Source organism: Cellulophaga sp. Hel_I_12, from assembly GCF_000799565.1.
In the GTDB taxonomy this organism is placed as follows: Bacteria; Bacteroidota; Bacteroidia; order Flavobacteriales; family Flavobacteriaceae; genus Cellulophaga.
This window is the reverse complement of record NZ_JUHB01000001.1, coordinates 2,793,705-2,812,704: the sequence shown is the minus strand read 5'-3', so window position 1 is coordinate 2,812,704 and position 19,000 is coordinate 2,793,705. Positions and strand designations below refer to the sequence as shown.

Genomic DNA, 19,000 nt, shown 5'->3' with positions numbered 1-19,000 from the left:
ACAACCCAATCCGTTTTTTAATTAACTGTATACCACTGTTTTTAAAATTTTTACGATTAAATGAGTACTATTGTGTGTTCATTTTTAATTGTAAAATTTATGCCTAAAGTTATTTTTATACTTTATTGTTTAGTGACACTTTGGGCTATTGGCAGCATCATATTACATGGTTCAAGGGCTACAAAATCGTTAAGTTGGCTTTTAACGGTTATTGTGATTCCTTTCGGAGGACCACTTTTATATTACTTATTTGGGGTAAACCGAAGAAAATTTAAGTTTTTTAGACTCCGGCAAACAGAAAAGAGAAAATTATATAATGAAAACTACAGTCAATTAGAAAGCTCAGAAGAAGCTTCTGAGATTGCCAATCCCAAATATTCCAAACTATCAAACTTAAATAAAGAAAATTGTTTTTTTTCTGTTTACGCCAATAATAAAGTGGCTCTTTTTAATGATGGGAAAGAAACTTTTGATGCTATTTTTGATGCCCTTAAAAAGGCCGAAAACTTTATTCATTTACAATATTACATCTTTGAAAAAGGGGAAATTAGCAATCATTTATACGAAATTTTAGAAGAAAAAATTAAAGAAGGTGTTGAAGTTCGATTGATATACGACTCGGTTGGAAGTTTTTCGTTTAAGGATAAAATCATCAAAAGGTTTAAAAAAATTGGTGTCAAAGCATTTCCAATAATGCCTTTGCGTTTTGGTAATTTACTGTTTACCCTAAACTACCGAAACCATAGAAAAATTCTCATCGTTGATGGTTTAATTGGGTTTATCGGTGGTGTAAATGTATCTGACAAGTATATAGAAACAACTGGACTTGGCATATGGAAAGATATGCATTTACAAGTTGAAGGGCCTGCAGTTGATAGTATTCATAGAGTTTTTATTAAAGATTATCATTTCGCTAGCGACGAAGATCTTTTAATAAATGAAAAATACTTGCCTAAAAATACAGCTAGGGGCGATACAAGTTTACAAATTGTGACCAGTGGGCCCGATTCTAAACAACCTGCTGTAATGCAACAGTACATTGCCATGATGAACAGCGCTACAACATCTATCTTTATCGCCAACCCCTATTTTATACCGGGCACTACTGTTTTACAAGCCGTAAAAATAGCAGCCCTAAGCGGTATTAAGGTAAGTTTACTCATTCCTAAAGAATCAGACTCATTGATGGCTAAATATAGTATGTTCTCTAGTTTTGAAGAATTGCTAGCCGTCGGAGTTGATATTTATTTGAGAAATGATTTTTCACATAGTAAAGTAATTTTAATCGATGAAGAATTGGCATCTATTGGTTCTGGTAATTTTGATCACCGCAGTTTTGAACATAATTTTGAAGCCAATGCATTGATTTATGATAAAGAGGTAGTTGAAAAAGTTTGTAAGGAGTTTAAATCGTATTTTGAAAAGAATGAAACCTTAGACTACAAAACATTTAAAAACCGATCTATCCTACAAAAATTTTTAGAAGGAATGGCCAAATTTTTGAGTCCGTTATTGTAAAATTTACTGGTATTTGTAAGGAGTAACGATTGCACTAATTTTAAATTCGTTTAAGGTAAGTAACTTCTTAAATCTTAATTACATTTGTATTACTAACAAATATAAAATTAGGTTAAAATGAAACAAATTATAGGAGTACTAGTTTTTGCAATTGTGGCATCTTTTTCAGCTCAGGCTCAATCCATTTCAAAGAATGCTTTAGGTTTACGTCTTGGTGATAATGATGGTTTTGGAGGAGAAGTTTCGTATCAAAGGTATTTAAAAGAAAACAATAGACTAGAATTTGATCTAGGATGGAGAAGTTCTAATAATGTTGATGCTTTTAAACTCGTAGGTTTATACCAATGGGTAATGCCGATTGAAAATAGATTTAATTGGTTTGTGGGTGTAGGTGCTGGTTTAGGTTCTTTCGATTCTGGCCAAAATGATGGTACATTCGCTTTAGTTGCTGGAGATATTGGTATTGAATACAATTTTGATTTTCCACTAATTTTATCTCTAGATGTACGTCCTGAATTAGGTTTTAACGATAGCTACTCTGACGATTTAGATTTAGATATCGCTCTAGGTATCAGATACCAGTTTTAGAAAAATGAAAAGAGTAATTCAAAATAAATACAAAAAGTGGCTTTTAGCCACTTTTTGTGCTTTAATACCTTTAGTCGCTATTTATATGCAAGAAACAAATAAAAAACATAGCATTCCCGATGCCATAAAAACCGAGGCCTTAAAAGCACTTTCTTACTATCCAGAACTGGAGCACACCGGAATCGAATTTAGGTTTAAAAAGAATATCAAAAAATCGATTATGCAAGCACAGCCTACTTTTTGGAGCCTAATTAAAGGAAAAAAAAATAGAAGTTATAAAATCTTCATTAGTGAAACTTTTGAAATAGAAGGGAAACAATTTTCAGTTACCAAAATCCCTAAAAATGTGCTGATTGGTTGGCTTGGTCATGAACTTGGCCATATTATGGATTATAGAAATCGAAGTAGTCTCAATTTAATTTGGTTTGGAATTAAATATAGCTTTTCAGATTCCTATATTAAAGAAGCGGAACGTGCAGCTGACACCTATGCGGTAGAAAAAAATATGGATAGTTATATTTTAGAAACTAAAAATTTCATCTTAAACCATACCGATTTATCTGAGGTTTATAAGGCTAGAATTAAAAAATATTACCTTTCTCCTAACGAAATTCTAAAACTTGTCGAAGACAGAGACATGGGTTTAAACCTCGAAAGTGACGATTAATTTTTACGAACAAAAGCTTCCCACTCTTTAAATTTTTCTTCTCCCATGACACGCTCCATTTTAACCTGCCCACCTTTCTTTTTATGACTCTCGTTCCATTCTTGAAAAACTGAAGGCGAAATTAAGCTCACTTTTACCCCTTTAAGCGCTTTAGATCGAGCTACTTTGTAATTTTTATTCGCTTCTTTTAAATAGGCGTCTAATGCTTCAACTACCTTTTCTTCGTCTAAGCTTGCATCGCAACCTAAATACCAACTGTGGTAAAAATCATTTTCAAAACGCTTAGCACTTAAGGTGTATTCTGGAATTATAGTGTCAAAAATTGACTCTAAGTGATTTACAGCAGCATCTAATTTTTGAACAGATAATTGGGAGCCCACCGTATTTAAAAAAAACTTTGTTCTACCAGTAATTTTAATTTCGGCACGCTCCACATCTGTAAACTCAATAGTATCACCAATAAGATAACGCCATGCACCAGAAACAGTGCTGATCACAAGGGCGTAATCTTGGTTTATTTCTACTTCGGACAGATTTAAAGAAGGAGCGTCATCGGTTAAAGAACCATCACTTTTAATGTATTTGGGTTCAAACGGAATAAACTCGAAGTAGATGCCGTTGTTTGTTGCCAATTTCATGGCGGCTGTATCTGGTCTTGTTTGAAAAGCAATAAAACCCTCTGATGCCAAATAGGTATCTATAACCGTTATGGGCTTGCCTAATAAGGCATTAAAACTTTTTTTATAAGGCCCAAAGGCAACCCCTCCTGAGGTATATACGTGTAGGTTTGGCCAAATTTCATGAATATGCTTGAGATGATGGTCTTTGATTACTTTTTCGAGCATTAACTCTATCCAAGAAGGAATACCACTGAGTGCACCAATATCCCAATTTTTCGCTTGATCTGATATTTTTTGAACGCGTTCGTCCCAGTCTTCTATTTGAGAAATTTCTTCGCCTGGCTTATAATAGCTTCTGAACCAGAATGGAATATTACTGGCACTTATACCACTAATTTCCCCTTCTAAATGCTGATCTTTTTTAGTTAAATCTGTAGAGCTTCCTAACATGAGAATTCCTTTTTCAAAAAATTCTGCTGGCAAATCAAAGTTGGCCAATGCAGCTACTTGAGCAATTCCCGCATCGCGAATAGCGGTCATCATATCATTCGTGACTGGTATTTTTTTACTGGTTTTACCCGTAGTTCCAGAACTTAACGCGTAGTAGTCTGGAATTCCTGGCCAGGTGATATTTTCTTCCCCATTATGTAGTCTAGACCACCATTCATTATTAATTTTATCGTAATCAAAATATGGGATTGTCTTCGAAAAATCTTTTAAAGTTTCTTGTGATTTTAATAGCGTACTAAACTTATAGTGTTTGCCAAATGCCGTGGCTTCCGCTTTTTCAAGTAAATGTATCAAAACTCTTTTTTGTTCTTCTATAGGGTTAGCCTCAGGCGTTAATGTATCCTTTAAGCCAATGACTCCCTTAATTATTTCTCCTAGAATTGCCATAAATTCAGTTGTATAACTCAAAAATCGGTAAGAATTAATTCTTCTTACCGACCTTTTATTTTATTAGTTCAAATTTTTACTTGATGATTTTCTTATACATCTACCACTTGCTTCTCGTGCTTTCCCTCTCTAATTTCTTCAATAACTTTAGCAATAAAAGCGGGTAAATCATTCGGGTTTCTGCTCGTTACTAAGCCATTATCTACCACCACTTCTTTATCCATCCAAGTGGCGCCAGCGTTTAAAACATCATCCTTAATACTCTTGTAGGAGGTTATTTCCCTATCTTCAATAACCCCTGCACTGATCAACAGCCACGGGGCATGACAAATAGCTGCAACAGGTTTGTGGCTTTTAAAGAAATTGCGGATAAATTGCAATGCGTCTTCATCTATGCGTAAAATATCAGGATTTATAACGCCTCCTGGTAACACCAAAGCATTATAATCAGACTCGTCAGTGTATTTGATTAGAGAATTCACAGCGATTGATTTTCCCCAATCTCCATCGGTCCAGCTTTTTATTTCGCCTTCTTTGTTTGATATAATGTGCACTTCAGCACCTTCATTTTTTAAAGCTTTTAAAGGCTCAAATAATTCCGAAGCTTCAAATCCGTCGGTTGCTAAAATGGCTACTTTTTTATCTTGTAATTTCATGTTTACTATTTTTAAATTAGTATTCCGTTTCATTGTACTTTTTTAAGTACTCCATGCTAAAAATACAAGCAATTTATCAAAAGGATGTGCTGTAAAGAAGGTTTGTTGAACGCTAATAAAAAGACCATTTAAAATTTAGTGATTATTAGGCCTGAGATGGAAAATAAATTATTTTTAGGAGCTTTTATGCTAATAGAATTCTTTGCAGGCGATACTTCAAGCGTTATTGTATCGAAATTGAATTTATCAATTGTTGGTAGCTTCAATTTTGTATTATTAACAAATAATATATCGGATATGGTGTGTTGATTTGAAGTGTTTGATTCTTTAGAAAGCTCGTAGGCTAGCTTTTTTCCATCTTCAAAATTAGACCAATGAAGCTCTATCCTATATTTTCCACTTGGCACTGTAATTTCAATCTCTTTTACATTAGTAGCCATTGATTGATACATTGGATCATTATCTGTGCCTCTAATATTTGTACTTGTTGAAGATTTTTTTGTAGATTCTTTGGTATTTATAAAAGGAACATCTGCAACTGGAATCCAAATTTGACCTTTGTCTTCTAAAAAAGAAATTTCTGAACCAAAATTAACAGCGATTTTATCGTCTTTATGAAGTAATTGTACTTTTTTCCAGTCTAAAGAGAGTGTATCTTCAAGTACCATACTTTCGCTGTAAACTTTAAGTAAGTTTTGACCTTCTAATAACTCAACCTCTTGGGTTATTATTCCATTTCTAGGTATTAGTTTGTCTAATAATGTATCGTTTACTTTTAGTACTACCGTTTTGTTTGTAATTATTTTAATTTGCTTGGTATTTGATGTACTTACATGAGCAGGAAATTCTTTAAAAAATCTACTTTTTGTAGTAGAACTATCTAACATTGTTTTATACCAATAAAAAATATTCTTAGGTGTCCTATCGTAATTTACTAAGCCTTTTTGATTGATATGTGGTTTTGTATCACCTCTGAATTCCGAACTAAAATCAGCGAAATTCCATGCAGTCATTCCTATCACAAAATCACGTTCCATCACTTGATTCCAGTAGCCTTGATGATACTCCAATTGATAATCTTCAGAAAAATCGAATTTCTGAGGTTTGTTGTTACGTATTCTTATATCTGAGCCAACACCGTACTCTGAAATAATTAAAGGACGATTAGGAAATTTTATATGCTCCTTATCTAAAAATGTACCAAGTTCATCAATAACACCTTCATACCAGCCATAATAAAGGTTCCAACCAATCACCATCGGAATTGAGGCAATTTCGGTATCATTATAAATTTGATTTCCGTGTAAGGCCATAACCGTTATGTGATTGGGAGCCTCCTCTCTTGTTAAAGCCTCTAGTTTTTTTGCCAATTTCAAGGAATTATTTATAATCTCCATTTTTACTTTTTCAGTGGGCTTATCAAACACCATACGAAGAAAAATTTCATTCATATACCCTATAAAAACTAAGGAAGGATGATTATAGTTCTGCGCAATATGCTCGCGTTGCATGGTTATCGCATTTTCTTCAAACATTTGATAATCCGTACCTGTAGGAACTTTATTTACTATTGGAGTTTCTGACCATAAAATAAGACCTAAACTATCTGCAGCCTTATAAATTTCTTGGTCTTGAGGATAATGAGCTAAACGCAAAAAATTGCTACCCATTTCCTTTATTTTCACCAAATCATCTACTTGCAATTTTAAAGGAACGGCGTTCCCAAAACCTTCTAAATCTTGATGCCGATTTACACCTACCAACTTTAAAGGCTTGTCATTAATTTTAAATCCATTTACCGTTGCTTCAAATTTTCTAAAACCAATTTTATGCTCAAAAGTATCTAATAGCTGATCATCATGCAGAATTTCAACTTTAGCAGTGTACAAGTAGGGCTTGCTAGGGGACCATAGTTCAATTTTCGAGAGCAAAGATTCTATTTCGAAATCTGATCTTCCTATGGTTCTTTTTTGTAAAACAAGTTTGTTTAGCGCATCGAAAAGGGAAAATTTTATAGTAATTTGTTGTTTTGCCTTGTTCACTAATTCTCCAAAAATTTTGAGTTTAGCATTTGTTGATGTATTCACAATAGCATCAATTTTTATGGCATCCGCCCCAAATTTTTTGGCGAAATAAATAGTTTTTTCCTCTTCAATAAACACCTGTCGGTAAATGCCTCCAAAAAATGTAAAATCAGCGTCTAAAGGTGGTATTTGTTCATTATAAGTGTTATCAACGGCAACTTTAATTCGATTTTTTCCTTTTTGTATGAATGCTGAGATAGGAAATTGAAAAGCAGTATATCCCCCTATATGTTGACCAACAAATTGGTCATTGATCCAAACGTTTGCCGTTTGATTAACGCCTTTAAACAGTATATAGTAACGCTTTGTGTTATCTTGAATTTCAAAATCGGTAGTGTAGATGCCAACACCTTTATAATATCCGGGTTCTTCGTCAAAAGCATCCTTGAGGTTCCAAGTATGGGGTAGGGTTACCTTTACTAAGGTTGTGTCCTTGCTCAAGGCAAAGGTCCAGTTTTTTAACTCTGTTTTTTGAGCAATAGAAACAGTCTTTAGAAACAAAAGGAGCATAAAAAATACACTAAAACTTTTTCGCATTGCTTATATTTTATATACCTCAATTATTCCATTGGCGTACCACGTAATTTCTTGAAATTTTTATAGTTGTTTTTCACTCTTTGTTCAGGAGCTCTTTCGAACTCTTTCTCTGTTACTTTATATGCTTTTTGAACACTATCGAGTTTCGTATGCATTTGTGCAATTATTGCTGCATAAGAACTATCATCGATACTGTTTTTAAGCTCTTTAGGATCTTTTTCAAGATCATAAAACTCCCAAGTATCAATATCATCATAAAAGTGCATTAGCTTATACCTATCGGTTTTAATCCCATAGTGTTTTTTAACCATATGAAAAGCCGGATAATCATAATAATGATAATACAGTACGTTTCTGAACTCTTCTTCATTCATAGTGCCATTTAACAAGCCTTTAAACGATTCTCCTTGCATGTCTCTAGCCATATCCATTTCTCCTGCAAAATCTAAAAAAGTAGGCGCAAAATCTAAATTTTGAACCATGGCATTCACTTTAGTACCTGGTTTAATAACACCAGGATATTGCATTACTAATGGTGTTCCAAAAGATTCCTCGTACATAAAGCGTTTATCGAACATTCCTTTTTCGCCTAAATAAAACCCTTGATCTGAGGTATAAACGACAATCGTGTTCTCATCTAAACCTTGTTCTTTTAAATAGTCTAAAATACGCCCAATACCTTCATCCACCGAAGCAATGGTGGCCATATAATCTTGTAAATAGCGCTGTCCTTTCCACTCGGCTAATTCTTTTCCGTGCAAGTTTGCTTTATGAAAAGCATTATTTTTAGGGAGATACGCCGCATCCCACTTTTCTCTTTGGGCTGGGGTCATCCGTTCAAAATCGGTAGTCCAGGGATTATGGGCTAAGTCGGTACTCCCATAAGCTTTGGTCATTTTAAGGTCGTGACCCTCATACATATCTTTATAAATCGTTTGTAACTGCTCAGATGCTGCCTGTTGATTTTCAAAGTTTGGAAAATAGGTGTCAGGTAAGGGAAATTTAATACTATCAAATTTATTCGCATGCCGCAGTGCTGGCATCCAATTTCTGTGAGGAGCTTTATGTTGTACCATTAAAAAAAATGGGGTGGTATCGTTTTGTTTTTTCTGCAACCAATTTAGCGCATCATCTGTGATAATATCTGTTGCATAGCCCTCAATTCTCGTCGTATCTCCGTTTTCAATAAAATCAGGGTTGTAATAGTTTCCTTGGTCTACAATAATTTTCCATTGATCAAAACCTTCTGGATAACCGTGCAAATGCCATTTTCCGAATATAGCGGTTTGGTATCCAGCTTTTTGTAGCATTTTAGGTACTGTTGGCTGACTGCCATCAAACTGATCTCCGTTTTGTCTAAATCCATTGATATGGCTATGTTTTCCTGTTAATATCACGGCTCTACTTGGTCCGCAAATGGAGTTGGTGACGTAACTACGATTAAAAAGGGCTCCGTTTTGGGCAATTCTATCAATATTAGGGGTGGGTGCTAGCTGACTCAAAGCATGTCCGTATGCACTAATGGCCTGTATGGCGTGATCGTCAGACATGATGAAAATAATATTTGGTCTTTTTTTCTCTAGCATTAGCTCTTTTTTTCTTTCCACTTTACAAGAAAACAAGCAAAGCAACACTACTAGAGAACTCATTAAATATTTCATTTTCGTCGGAGTTTAATGTTTTTTTTAGGATCACCATTGTTTAAAATTGCCGTATTGATAAAGCTTGTAATCATGTTAGTTTGGGCGAACGCCAAATTAGCCCAGTCGTGATTTCCTTGGGCATCAACCGCTATAGTTTGAGCAATTTCAAAATAACGAAGTCTTTTTGCAATCGTTTTAGAGCCATCTAACACCAAATACCCAGGTGCATTTTTATCACAATAATGATGTGATGCTGTTTTATAAGGAACTAGGTTGTCTTTTTTACCATGAAAAAATAAGGATGGAACGGCATTTTCTTTAGAAATATAATCCACATTCAGCATCGCTCCCGCAAAAGAAATCACTCCAGCATAGCGAATATGTGCATACATCGGGTTTTGAAATGCAGGGAGTTTTTGCATAAAAGCCGCATGTAAAATAGCTTCAGCACCCGCACTACTGCCCACCAAAATAATTTTTTGAGGATTGACACCTAAGCTAGCGGCATTTTCCAAAATATGGGAAGTAGCTTGTAACACATCATCCGCAGCCCATGCAAAGGTTTCTATCTTCTCATGCGCAGGCGTTTCGCAATTAAAGCCTTTTCCTTTTCTTAGCAATCGGTAACTCATAGAAGCTACCGCAAATCCTTTTTTAGCCATCACTTCACTAAACTTTTTTTCTAAAGGATTATCTCTTTTCCCACCGGAAAATCCGCCGCCGTGAACCAACAACAAAAGGGGTTTTGAATGAATAGAGTCGTCTTTAGCCTGATAAAAGTCGAATGCTAAGTTCTCTCTATAACTAAAAGTTTGCATCGTAACATCGGCAAAAACCTCATCTACATAACGCTCTTGAGCTAGTGCACTAAAGCCGAACAAGTTTAGTACCAGTAGCACATATAAAAATTTATTTAGGCAAAAATTCTTCATCTATTTTAAGGTAAAACTTGCTTTTTGTGTTGCATTAGAATTGGTTCCTACAAAAACTTCAAAATCTCCTGGTTCTGCTACAAACTCTAAATTGGCATTATAGAATTTTAAATCTTCAGCCTTCAAATCAAGAGTGACTGTTTTAGTTTCCCCTTTTTTAAGGAAAACTTTTTTAAATCCTTTTAAGACTCTGTTTGGAGGTGTAATGCTTCTTACCACATCTCTTAAATATAACTGAACAACTTCTTCTCCGTCATAGTTACCAGTATTTTTTAAGGTAACACTTAGCGATAAAGCTTCGTTTTGGGCAATTTCAGTTTTAGAAACTTTTAGATCCGTATATTCAAAATCTGTATAACTTAAACCATAACCAAAGGGCAATAAAGGGGCGTTTGGTGCATCTAGGTAGCTCGATTTAAATTTTAAAAAAGTCTCTGTTGGTTGTGGCCTCCCTGTATTCTTAATACTATGGTAAATCGGAATTTGACCAACATTCACAGGCCAAGTTGCTGTTAATTTCCCAGCAGGATTATAATTCCCAAAAATAACGTCAGCAATAGCATTTCCAGCTTCGACACCTGGAAACCAAACTTGTAAAATACTAACTGGTAAGCCCATTTCTTCTTCGATTACTAAGGGTCTTCCACTCATTAAAACCAAAACAACTGGTTTTCCGGTCGCTACTAAAGCACGAATTAATTGCTTCTGACTATCAGGAATTTGGATTTTAGTTTTGCTAGAAGATTCACCACTCATTTCTTTAGCTTCGCCTACCACAGCTACAACAACGTCTGCCTTTTTTGCCACGGCAACAGCTTCAGCTAATAATTCCTCAGGAGAACGTTTATCAAGGACTACCGTAGTACCAAAAACATTCACGTTTTTAGCCATGATTGAATCATTGGTAATATTTGCTCCTTTAGCGTAGCTTATTTTAGCATTGGGTGCTACATTTTTAAATCCTTCTAAAATAGGAATAGACAATTTAAAGTCTCCAGTAGGAGCCCAAGTGCCTAACATATTCGTTTTATCATTCGCTAAATCACCAATAAGGGCAATGTTTGCATCTTTTTTTAAAGGAAGCGTATTATTATGCTTTTTAAGTAACACAAAGGATTTTGTTGCCGCTTCGCGCGCAATTTTTCTATGCTCAGGTCTCAAAATATCTTTTGCAGGGCGTTTTTGATCAATATAACGGTAGGGATCATCAAAAAGTCCAAGCTTGTATTTCGCTTCTAAAATGCGTCGGCAAGCATTCGTAATTTGTGCCTCGCTCACCTTTCCTTCGTCATAAGATTTTTTTAAGGTAGTTAAAAAGCCTTCTCCCACCATATCCATATCTAAGCCAGCGTTTAGAGCCAAAGCAGAAACAGCTTGTAAATCGCCTAATCCGTGCGCAATCATTTCGTTAACCGAAGTATAATCAGATACCACGAAGCCCTTAAAATTCCATTGATTTCGCAATAAATCGGTGAGCAACCATTTATTTCCTGAGGCCGGAATACCATCTATATCGTTAAAAGAAGTCATTACACTTCCCACACCGGCATCAATAGCTGCTTTATACGGAGGAAAATAGTCATTGTACATCCTTATTTTACTCATGTCCACAGAATTATAATCTCTACCTGCTTCCGATGCTCCATAAAGTGCCATATGCTTAACACAAGCCATCATCGTATTTTCGGCGGTTAAATCATCACCTTGATACCCCATAACCATGGCTTTTGCAATCGCTGAACCTAAATACGGATCTTCACCAGCACCTTCAGCAGTACGTCCCCAACGGGGATCACGAGAAATATCGACCATTGGAGAGAAATTCCAGTTAATCCCATCGGCAGTGGCTTCCAGAGCAGCAATTTGTGCCGTTCTTTTTAATAATTCCATATCCCAAGAGGCAGCTAATCCTAAGGGAATCGGGAAGGTAGTTTTATACCCATGAATAATATCAGAACCAAAAATTAAAGGAATCCCTAAGCGCGTCTTGTTTACGGCAAAATCTTGTGCTTTTTTAATTCTTTCGGGAGTAGCGATTCCAAATAGCCCCCCAACTTGACCCGCTTTAATTTTTTCTTCCACATTGCTACTCACTACTGAACCTGTAGCAATTCCTCCCCCGGGAGTTACTAAATTTAATTGCCCTATTTTTTCTTCAATCGTCATTTTAGACAATAAAGCTTCTACTTCGGGAATAGTGTTTTGTGCTTGCGTAAAAAAGGATAAAAAATATAAAACTACAACACTAGAATAGGTCATAAATTTGCTCATTGTACTATTGATTTTAAAGGTTGTGTCCATGCTTTTTCGTATTCGGTTTCATCAAAAAAATTCTGATTTGTTTTGTTCGATATTATTTTAGCTCGTACAAATAAATAATCGTCTGTAATGGCCAACTCGGCTTTCAGAGCCTTTGTTGTACTGATAATTTCAGCTTCGGTTGAATTTTTCTTAACACCGATAAATTGAATTTCATAATCTACATGCTCTTCAGCTGCGATTTCAATATGTAATTTTTTATGATTGACTTCTACCTTTTTTAGCACAACACCTGTTGAAGCATAAAAGCCACCCTTTTCCATGGCTGCAATAATACTTTCTGCTTTTAAAGAATCTGCTAAAACCATCACCCAACCTCTACCTGCATTACTATAATTTTTATCAAATTGATGGTAATGATGGCTATCGTCTGCCGCAATACCGAATAATAAAGGTTTGTTGTGGTGCAGGTAATCGATATTTAGAATATCCCACATAGCCTCAACACTAAGACGTGTTGAATCACCGTAATTATGAACTAAAGGATGCCCATTATAAACTTCAAAAAATTTAAGATTACTTACTTTTTTTAAATCCTCAACCGAAACTCCGTACCCAAAATTAGGATGATTTACATGTGGCATTATGGGCACACCAAGTTCTTTTCTTTGGTCTAAAATTGCATCAATGTTATTTTGAATGATGGATGCCACATCAACACCTCTTTTTGGATCAATTTTTTGTTGAATATTGGTAGCGTTAATGTGAATGGGTTTTTTCTCAAAATACATGGTTAATTCCTCGGATGGAATTAATAAGAATTTGCCTTTTTCGTTAAATAGCGACTGATATTCCTCGTAGGTTTTTAATTTGACCTGGATTCTGTCTAAACTATCAATTTTATAGTTTACCCATGATTTTCCAAATTTATCGAGGTAATTTTGAAAGCCTTGTTGCAAATATTCTTTTTCTGAAATGCTAATCCATTTATCGCCTTCGTTTAAGGTGTTATGATCAGAAAGTACCGTAAAGTTATAGTTGTTTACTTTATACCAATCCATGATCATTTCAGGAAACTCATCGCCATCGCTCCAATAGGAATGCGCATGAAGATTTCCTTTATACCACTGTTTTTCAGAGTTTTTTTGTACTGCACACCCCGATACACCTAAAAAAAGGCTTGCCGTTAAAACAAAAAAAACAGTGAGTCTAAACATCTGCTATATGGCTAAAAAAAATTAATTAATTTACTTTTATAGGCGTACTTTTTACAGCAACTCCATTCTCATTAAATGCTTCTACAGCGAAGTAATAGCTTTGGTTCGTGGTTAAGGCTTTTAATTCTAGTGAGTTTTCACCATACACCAACCATGAACTATACAACTTATCAGGCGCTATTCCCCACAGCACATTATACCCATCAGCATTTTTTTGAGGCGCCCAAGTAATCATGGCATCACGGCGATCCTCTTTTCTAGCTATCCCTACATTTTTTACTGGGTTTGGTGTTTTCCCATTTCCTATACCAAATATGCGAATATCAGAAATTGATAGCTTAGGTGTAGGCACATGATGATTTGTAAAGCGGATATAGCGCACGTTTTGATCCACATGTACTTCATTATAATCATTGGGTACGTCTCTAAAATTTTTACTTTGATTAACCAATGGCAACCAGGTATTTTTATCTATAGAACCTTCAATAAGATACCTGTGATATAGTCCTGGGATTTTGCCGTATAAGTTCGACTTATAATCGTTATAATTTACTTGAATTGCTTTTACCAAAGAAGGTTCCTGTAAGTCTATTTCTATCCATTCTTTAGCTTCTTTTGTTTTGGCTACCCAAAAGGTTTTCACATTTTCGTCAACTAAATTACTGGCTATATGACCGTCCAAAGAAGAAGAACTAGTTACTGGTTTTTGATAAGACAATAACATCCAACCTGTAAATTCTCCGTTTTTATTGGCTACATCTGGCGCATAATGTGGATAATCTCCAAATCTTGTATTTGAGTGCATTAAACCATCTTTATCAAAAAAAGTAGGAAACATCCCTATACGTCTTTCCCAACCAATGGTAACATTTACTGCCATAGAGGCAAAATGCCAGAAAATATCTTGTGGCCCTTCCACGGTACTCCCATGACCCGCACCATTCATAAAACCTCCTGGCTTATAGGAGAATGGATTGTTGGGTGCATATTCAAACGGACCCAAAGGTGATGTACTGGTATAAACACCATCTGCATAGACATCAAACTCTGTACCTGGTGCGGCATATTGCAAATAGTAGGTGTCTTTGTGCTTGGTCATCCAAGGTCCTTCGATGTAGCCCTTTAAAATAGTATCGGTATGGTTTTCTCCAAAACGTTCCCAACCATTTTTTTCAGGGGCTAAATTGAATAATTCAAAGGTTTCCTCAGAAGGTTTAAACCTATTTTTCTTATCTAACTTTTTTGCACGAATTGGAAATCTGTTAGAAGACCCCCAATACATAAAGGCATCCTCATTATCGTCAATGAATAATGCAGGATCTTGAAGGTTATTTAAAATTCCAGTAGTAGCTTTCCAATCGCCTTTTTTAGGATTGTCAGTATATAAAACACTCATTTGACCTGATGGGTCGCCCGCCACATACAAAATTGAATCTCTATAATTAAACGCTGCAGGTGCATTAGCACCTTGAAAATACCATTTATCCGGGGTTATAAATTCCCAATTATTCAAATTTTTTGAATGCCAATATCCCAAAGATCGGGTAACGAACATATAGTATTCATTTCTGAATTTTACTACGGCAGGGTCAGCCCCTGAACGATACGACAAATCTTTATACGAATTATACACCATATAAGTATAATCTATATTCACAGGATTACAATAGGTATTTTGCTGTGCGGAAATTACTCCTGAAAAAACAAAAAAGCCTAGTATAAAAAGTCCCTTTTTTAATGTATTAAAAGTTAATTTCACGCTTATTTTAATTTATTTGAAAATAACCAAGCTAATAAATCAGGCTCGGCAAAAGCAGGATCCCAGCTATTATGATTGGCTTTATCATACATGGTAAATTTTGGTTTTCCACCGTATTTTAATAATGCAGAAACCATCTCCAAGGATAATTTAGGATTCACGACATCATCATTAGCGCCGTGAAAAACCCATAAAGGAGTATTGAAAAAGTCTTTAGCCCCTTTTGCTTGCCCACCACCACAAATAGCTATGGCCGCCGCAAAAACAGTAGGTTTTCTATGCAAAAGTTCAAAGGTACCCATACCGCCCATAGAAAGCCCCATAACATAAACTTGATCTGCTTTAACAAAAGGTTTGGCTAAGGTTTCATCCACCAAATCCATCAACAAAGTCATGGCTTTTGTAGGTTTTCTATTGTAATTAAACTTTAGCCTAAAAGGTCTTTTATTTCGTTTCACTTTAGCATTTGACCAATAATCTTCGGTAGCACATTGCGGAAAAATAATGATGGCAGGAAAGTTTTCTAAGTTTTCAGCTTTAGAAAATAATGTACTCCCATGTACTAATTGCTTTTGATTGTCTTCTCCTCTTTCACCTGCGCCATGTAAAAAGAAAACAACGGGATAAGTATTTGCATCTGAAAAATTTTCAGGGTATAATATGCGATACTTTAAGGTATCAAGTTCTTTAATAAAGCTAGCTTCTGCGTATACATTATTTTGAGCATAGCTATGAACTAGTGTGGTAAAAAATATAATTACGATCAGTAATATTTTATTTTGCATAGCTAAATCCTAATTTATCAAGTCCAGCTTTTACTTCCGTATTTTGCATAAACAAATTCCAAAGCAAACCTGTTCTATAGTTTTCTATCATAATAATTTGAGGCCCTTGATCGATAGCTAAATACGCATCTGCTACCCAAAAATCGAATTGTGGACTAAAAGCATCGTAAAAACCTGCAGGGCCCAACAACTTGTCTTTATTTTTATAAAAATATCGCATTGCACTTAGCGATTCTTCTGGTGTATAAGGAATAGAACTTATGGCTGCTGTTGGTGAAATTACACCTGTATCATTCACCGGTGAATGTGCTGTATAGCCTATACCTCCAGTACTATTTCGGGTATAACTGGCCGTTAAGCCCCAACAATCTTTACCGTAATCTTTAAATTTCTTCGGGTTTTCAAGGGCATAATTGTAGTTGATCAAAGAATGGCTAATGCTTGCATCCCCATAATTTACATACGCATCGGCCAAACCATTTGGGTTTAAGCCTAAATATGAATAATGCGAAAAAAACAAAGGACCACCTAAAAGTGGAGAGCCTGGATGCCTTACAATCAATGGATGCCCATATTTAATATTTCCTGATTTTATAGCTCCATTTGCAGCCCAACCGTTAGTATACACTTCTTTTGAAATGCTATGGTCAGGAGAAGCAGCTGCTAACACATAGGTGATTAGCGTTTCGTTATAGCCGCGCAACATCAAATTAATTGCAAATCCGTTCGTCGGACTCCAATGCCAATATAAGGCATTTTGATTTTGGGTATAATAATTCCACTCTACCCCTTTCCAAAGCACATCGATCTTATTCGCTAAAGCTTTTTCGGTATCAGAACCATTTTTAAAATACTCCTTGACACAAATAAGTCCTTGCACTAAAAAAGCAGTTTCTACTAAATCACCCCCGTTATCTTGTGGACTAAAAGAACGTACTTTGCCCGTATTGCCATCGAGCCAATGGGGCCAAGCACCACGAAAACGATCCGCATTTTCTAGGAATGTTACTATTTTGTTCAATCGATCAACAGCCTCACCTCGATTTATATAATTACGCTCAATACCTATTAAGATGGCCATTAAGCCAAAGCCTGTGCCACCAACACTCACCGTGTTTTGGTCATTTGCCGGGTTTGATGGATGATACCTTTCTCGCGCTGCACCCGAATTAGGATGTGCGAAGTCCCAAAAGTATTTAAATGTTGATTTTTGGGTTAGATCTAACAATTCGTCATCGGTAATTTGCACTTCTGGAAGAGGCAATTCGGAACCCCCAGTAGGTGCCTGTTCACCTTCTTTTGAACATGAAAAGCCTATAATTAAAATGACTAATGTTAAATATTTAGACATGTATCGTAAGTGAGTTTGCAAATAGTATTTTTGATGACGAATTAAAAAAAGTATTAGGGTTTAATAGAATATTTGGAAGGTTCAGAAATGAAACCTAATTTATCCAAGCCTCTTTGAACATCTTTATTCTGCATAAATAAGTTCCATAATAGGCCTGTCCTATAATTTTCAATCATGACAGGTATTGGTCCTTGATCAATCGCTAAATATCTAGGTAAGCTCCATTTTTTTTCAAAACTAAAAGCATCATAAGGACCATACTTTCCAATTAAGGAGTCTTGTTCTGTGTACATAAATCGTAAAAAATCAAGACTTTCTTTTGGTGTATAGGGCATCGAAGACAAGGCCGCTGTTGGTGAAATAACACTCAAATCTGCATCGGGTCTGTGTCCGGCATATCCTCTCATGGAATAACTGGAGGTAAAACCCCAACAATTTTCTCCATAACCCTTAAAATTATTTGGGTTTTCTACCGCATGCTTGTAATGTATCAAGGCATGATTTTGGTTTACTTTCCAATAATCTGCATATTGATCACTTAGACCTTTCGGATTTAAGCCTAAATAGGAATAATGTGCCCAAAATAATGGTCCTACAGGAGCATCGCTATGTTCGTAATGATTTATCTCGGTTTTTAAACCGTAGTAAACAGTATCTTTTTGAATTTCGCCATTACCTGCCCAGCCATTCTCATACACCTCTTTTGAGATGGCATGTGTTGGCGAAGCTGCTCCTAAAACATACATAATAAGCGCTTCGTTATAACCGCCTACAGGAAAGTTCATTTCCCAACCGTAGTTTGGAGACCAATGCCAATATAAGGTATTTTCACCTTTCGTATACCAAGTAAAATCGACCTCTTCCCAAAGTTTTTGAATCCTATTTCTAAGTTCTGTTTCTCTTTGTGTGTCTTGATCAAAATATTCTTTTACAGTAAGTAAACCTTGCAATAAAAAGGCCGTTTCTACTAAATCGCCACCATCATCTTTTTTGCTAAACGCTTTTACCTTCCCAGCAGGCGTTAACCAATGTGGCCAAACCCCGTGAAAACGGTCTGCTTTTTCTAAATAAGAAAGACTTTTTTCGTAGCGTTCTAAAGCTTGTGCTCGGCTTATAAAACCACGTTCTACGCCTACCAAAATAGCCATCAATCCAAAGCCAGAACCGCCAATAGTGATAATATCTCTATCGTTAGAAGGGTAAATACTATCTAAGTGAATTCGTTCTCTAGCAAGCCCTGAAATAGGTTCAGCTCCATCCCAAAAATAATTGAAGGTTTGTTCTTGAACCTTATCTAAAAGTTGGTTATCTGTCATTTTTGGATCATCAGCAGTAGGCTCTACCCCTGATGATGAATCCGATTTAGCCTTGCGACTATTGCACCCCTCAACTACAAGTACAATAGCCACTAGAACTAAACTCAAAACTAACTTGACTAAATTTTTCATGGAACCTAGGATATACTTTTTAAATTAAAGCTACCTAAA

General features: G+C 35.6%; 14 protein-coding genes. 3 read left to right on the top strand and 11 right to left on the bottom strand.

Annotated features, from left to right (window positions below):
- Positions 1–60 precede the first annotated feature (60 nt).
- From cls to GQ45_RS12130, 3 genes are all read left to right on the top strand, one after another.
- Positions 61–1,518 carry a cardiolipin synthase gene (gene cls / locus GQ45_RS12140; protein WP_231555196.1) on the top strand — a complete coding sequence of 486 codons (1,458 nt, stop codon included), beginning with the start codon at positions 61–63 and terminating at the stop codon, positions 1,516–1,518.
- Between the two features lie 117 nt (positions 1,519–1,635).
- Complete coding sequence (locus GQ45_RS12135; protein WP_047418352.1) at positions 1,636–2,106, top strand: hypothetical protein; 471 nt, start codon at positions 1,636–1,638, stop codon at positions 2,104–2,106.
- 4 nt (positions 2,107–2,110) lie between these two features.
- Positions 2,111–2,773 carry a hypothetical protein gene (locus tag GQ45_RS12130; RefSeq protein ID WP_081980918.1) on the top strand — a complete coding sequence of 221 codons (663 nt, stop codon included), beginning with the start codon at positions 2,111–2,113 and terminating at the stop codon, positions 2,771–2,773.
- Here GQ45_RS12130 and GQ45_RS12125 read toward each other — a convergent pair.
- The 11 genes from GQ45_RS12125 to GQ45_RS12075 all read right to left on the bottom strand — a co-directional run bounded on the left by GQ45_RS12125 (position 2,770) and on the right by GQ45_RS12075 (position 18,961).
- Positions 2,770–4,290, bottom strand: a complete 1,521-nt coding sequence (locus GQ45_RS12125; protein WP_047418350.1) for a GH3 auxin-responsive promoter family protein — start codon at positions 4,288–4,290, stop codon at positions 2,770–2,772. The two genes, GQ45_RS12130 and GQ45_RS12125, sit on opposite strands and share 4 nt — an antisense overlap.
- A gap of 92 nt (positions 4,291–4,382) precedes the next feature.
- Complete coding sequence (locus GQ45_RS12120; protein ID WP_047420356.1) at positions 4,383–4,946, bottom strand: type 1 glutamine amidotransferase domain-containing protein; 564 nt, start codon at positions 4,944–4,946, stop codon at positions 4,383–4,385.
- 128 nt (positions 4,947–5,074) lie between these two features.
- Positions 5,075–7,567, bottom strand: a complete 2,493-nt coding sequence (locus GQ45_RS12115; RefSeq protein ID WP_081980917.1) for a glycoside hydrolase family 2 protein — start codon at positions 7,565–7,567, stop codon at positions 5,075–5,077.
- A gap of 23 nt (positions 7,568–7,590) precedes the next feature.
- The gene (locus GQ45_RS12110; RefSeq protein WP_231555195.1) at positions 7,591–9,153 is read right to left on the bottom strand and encodes a sulfatase; all 1,563 of its coding nucleotides are present in this window, start codon (positions 9,151–9,153) and stop codon (positions 7,591–7,593) included.
- Between the two features lie 71 nt (positions 9,154–9,224).
- The gene (locus tag GQ45_RS12105; protein ID WP_231555194.1) at positions 9,225–10,109 is read right to left on the bottom strand and encodes an alpha/beta hydrolase; all 885 of its coding nucleotides are present in this window, start codon (positions 10,107–10,109) and stop codon (positions 9,225–9,227) included.
- A gap of 33 nt (positions 10,110–10,142) precedes the next feature.
- A complete protein-coding gene (bglX, locus tag GQ45_RS12100) occupies positions 10,143–12,401 on the bottom strand; it encodes a beta-glucosidase BglX (RefSeq protein WP_156125505.1) in 2,259 nt (752 codons plus the stop codon).
- Positions 12,402–12,409: 8 nt separating this feature from the next.
- On the bottom strand, positions 12,410–13,618 hold the full coding sequence (locus tag GQ45_RS12095; RefSeq protein WP_047418344.1) for a PHP domain-containing protein: 1,209 nt from the start codon (positions 13,616–13,618) through the stop codon (positions 12,410–12,412).
- A 25-nt stretch (positions 13,619–13,643) separates the two neighbouring features.
- Positions 13,644–15,377, bottom strand: coding sequence for a family 43 glycosylhydrolase (locus tag GQ45_RS12090; RefSeq protein WP_047418342.1), 1,734 nt, complete (start codon positions 15,375–15,377; stop codon positions 13,644–13,646).
- Positions 15,378–15,379: 2 nt separating this feature from the next.
- Positions 15,380–16,162 (bottom strand): prolyl oligopeptidase family serine peptidase, encoded by a 783-nt coding sequence (locus GQ45_RS12085; protein WP_047418340.1) that lies wholly within the window; start codon positions 16,160–16,162, stop codon positions 15,380–15,382.
- Positions 16,152–17,513, bottom strand: coding sequence for a glucoamylase family protein (locus GQ45_RS12080; RefSeq protein ID WP_047418338.1), 1,362 nt, complete (start codon positions 17,511–17,513; stop codon positions 16,152–16,154). Before GQ45_RS12080 ends, GQ45_RS12085 begins: the two co-directional genes overlap by 11 nt.
- Before the next feature lie 53 nt (positions 17,514–17,566).
- Positions 17,567–18,961, bottom strand: coding sequence for a glucoamylase family protein (locus GQ45_RS12075; RefSeq protein ID WP_047418335.1), 1,395 nt, complete (start codon positions 18,959–18,961; stop codon positions 17,567–17,569).
- Positions 18,962–19,000 lie beyond the last annotated feature (39 nt).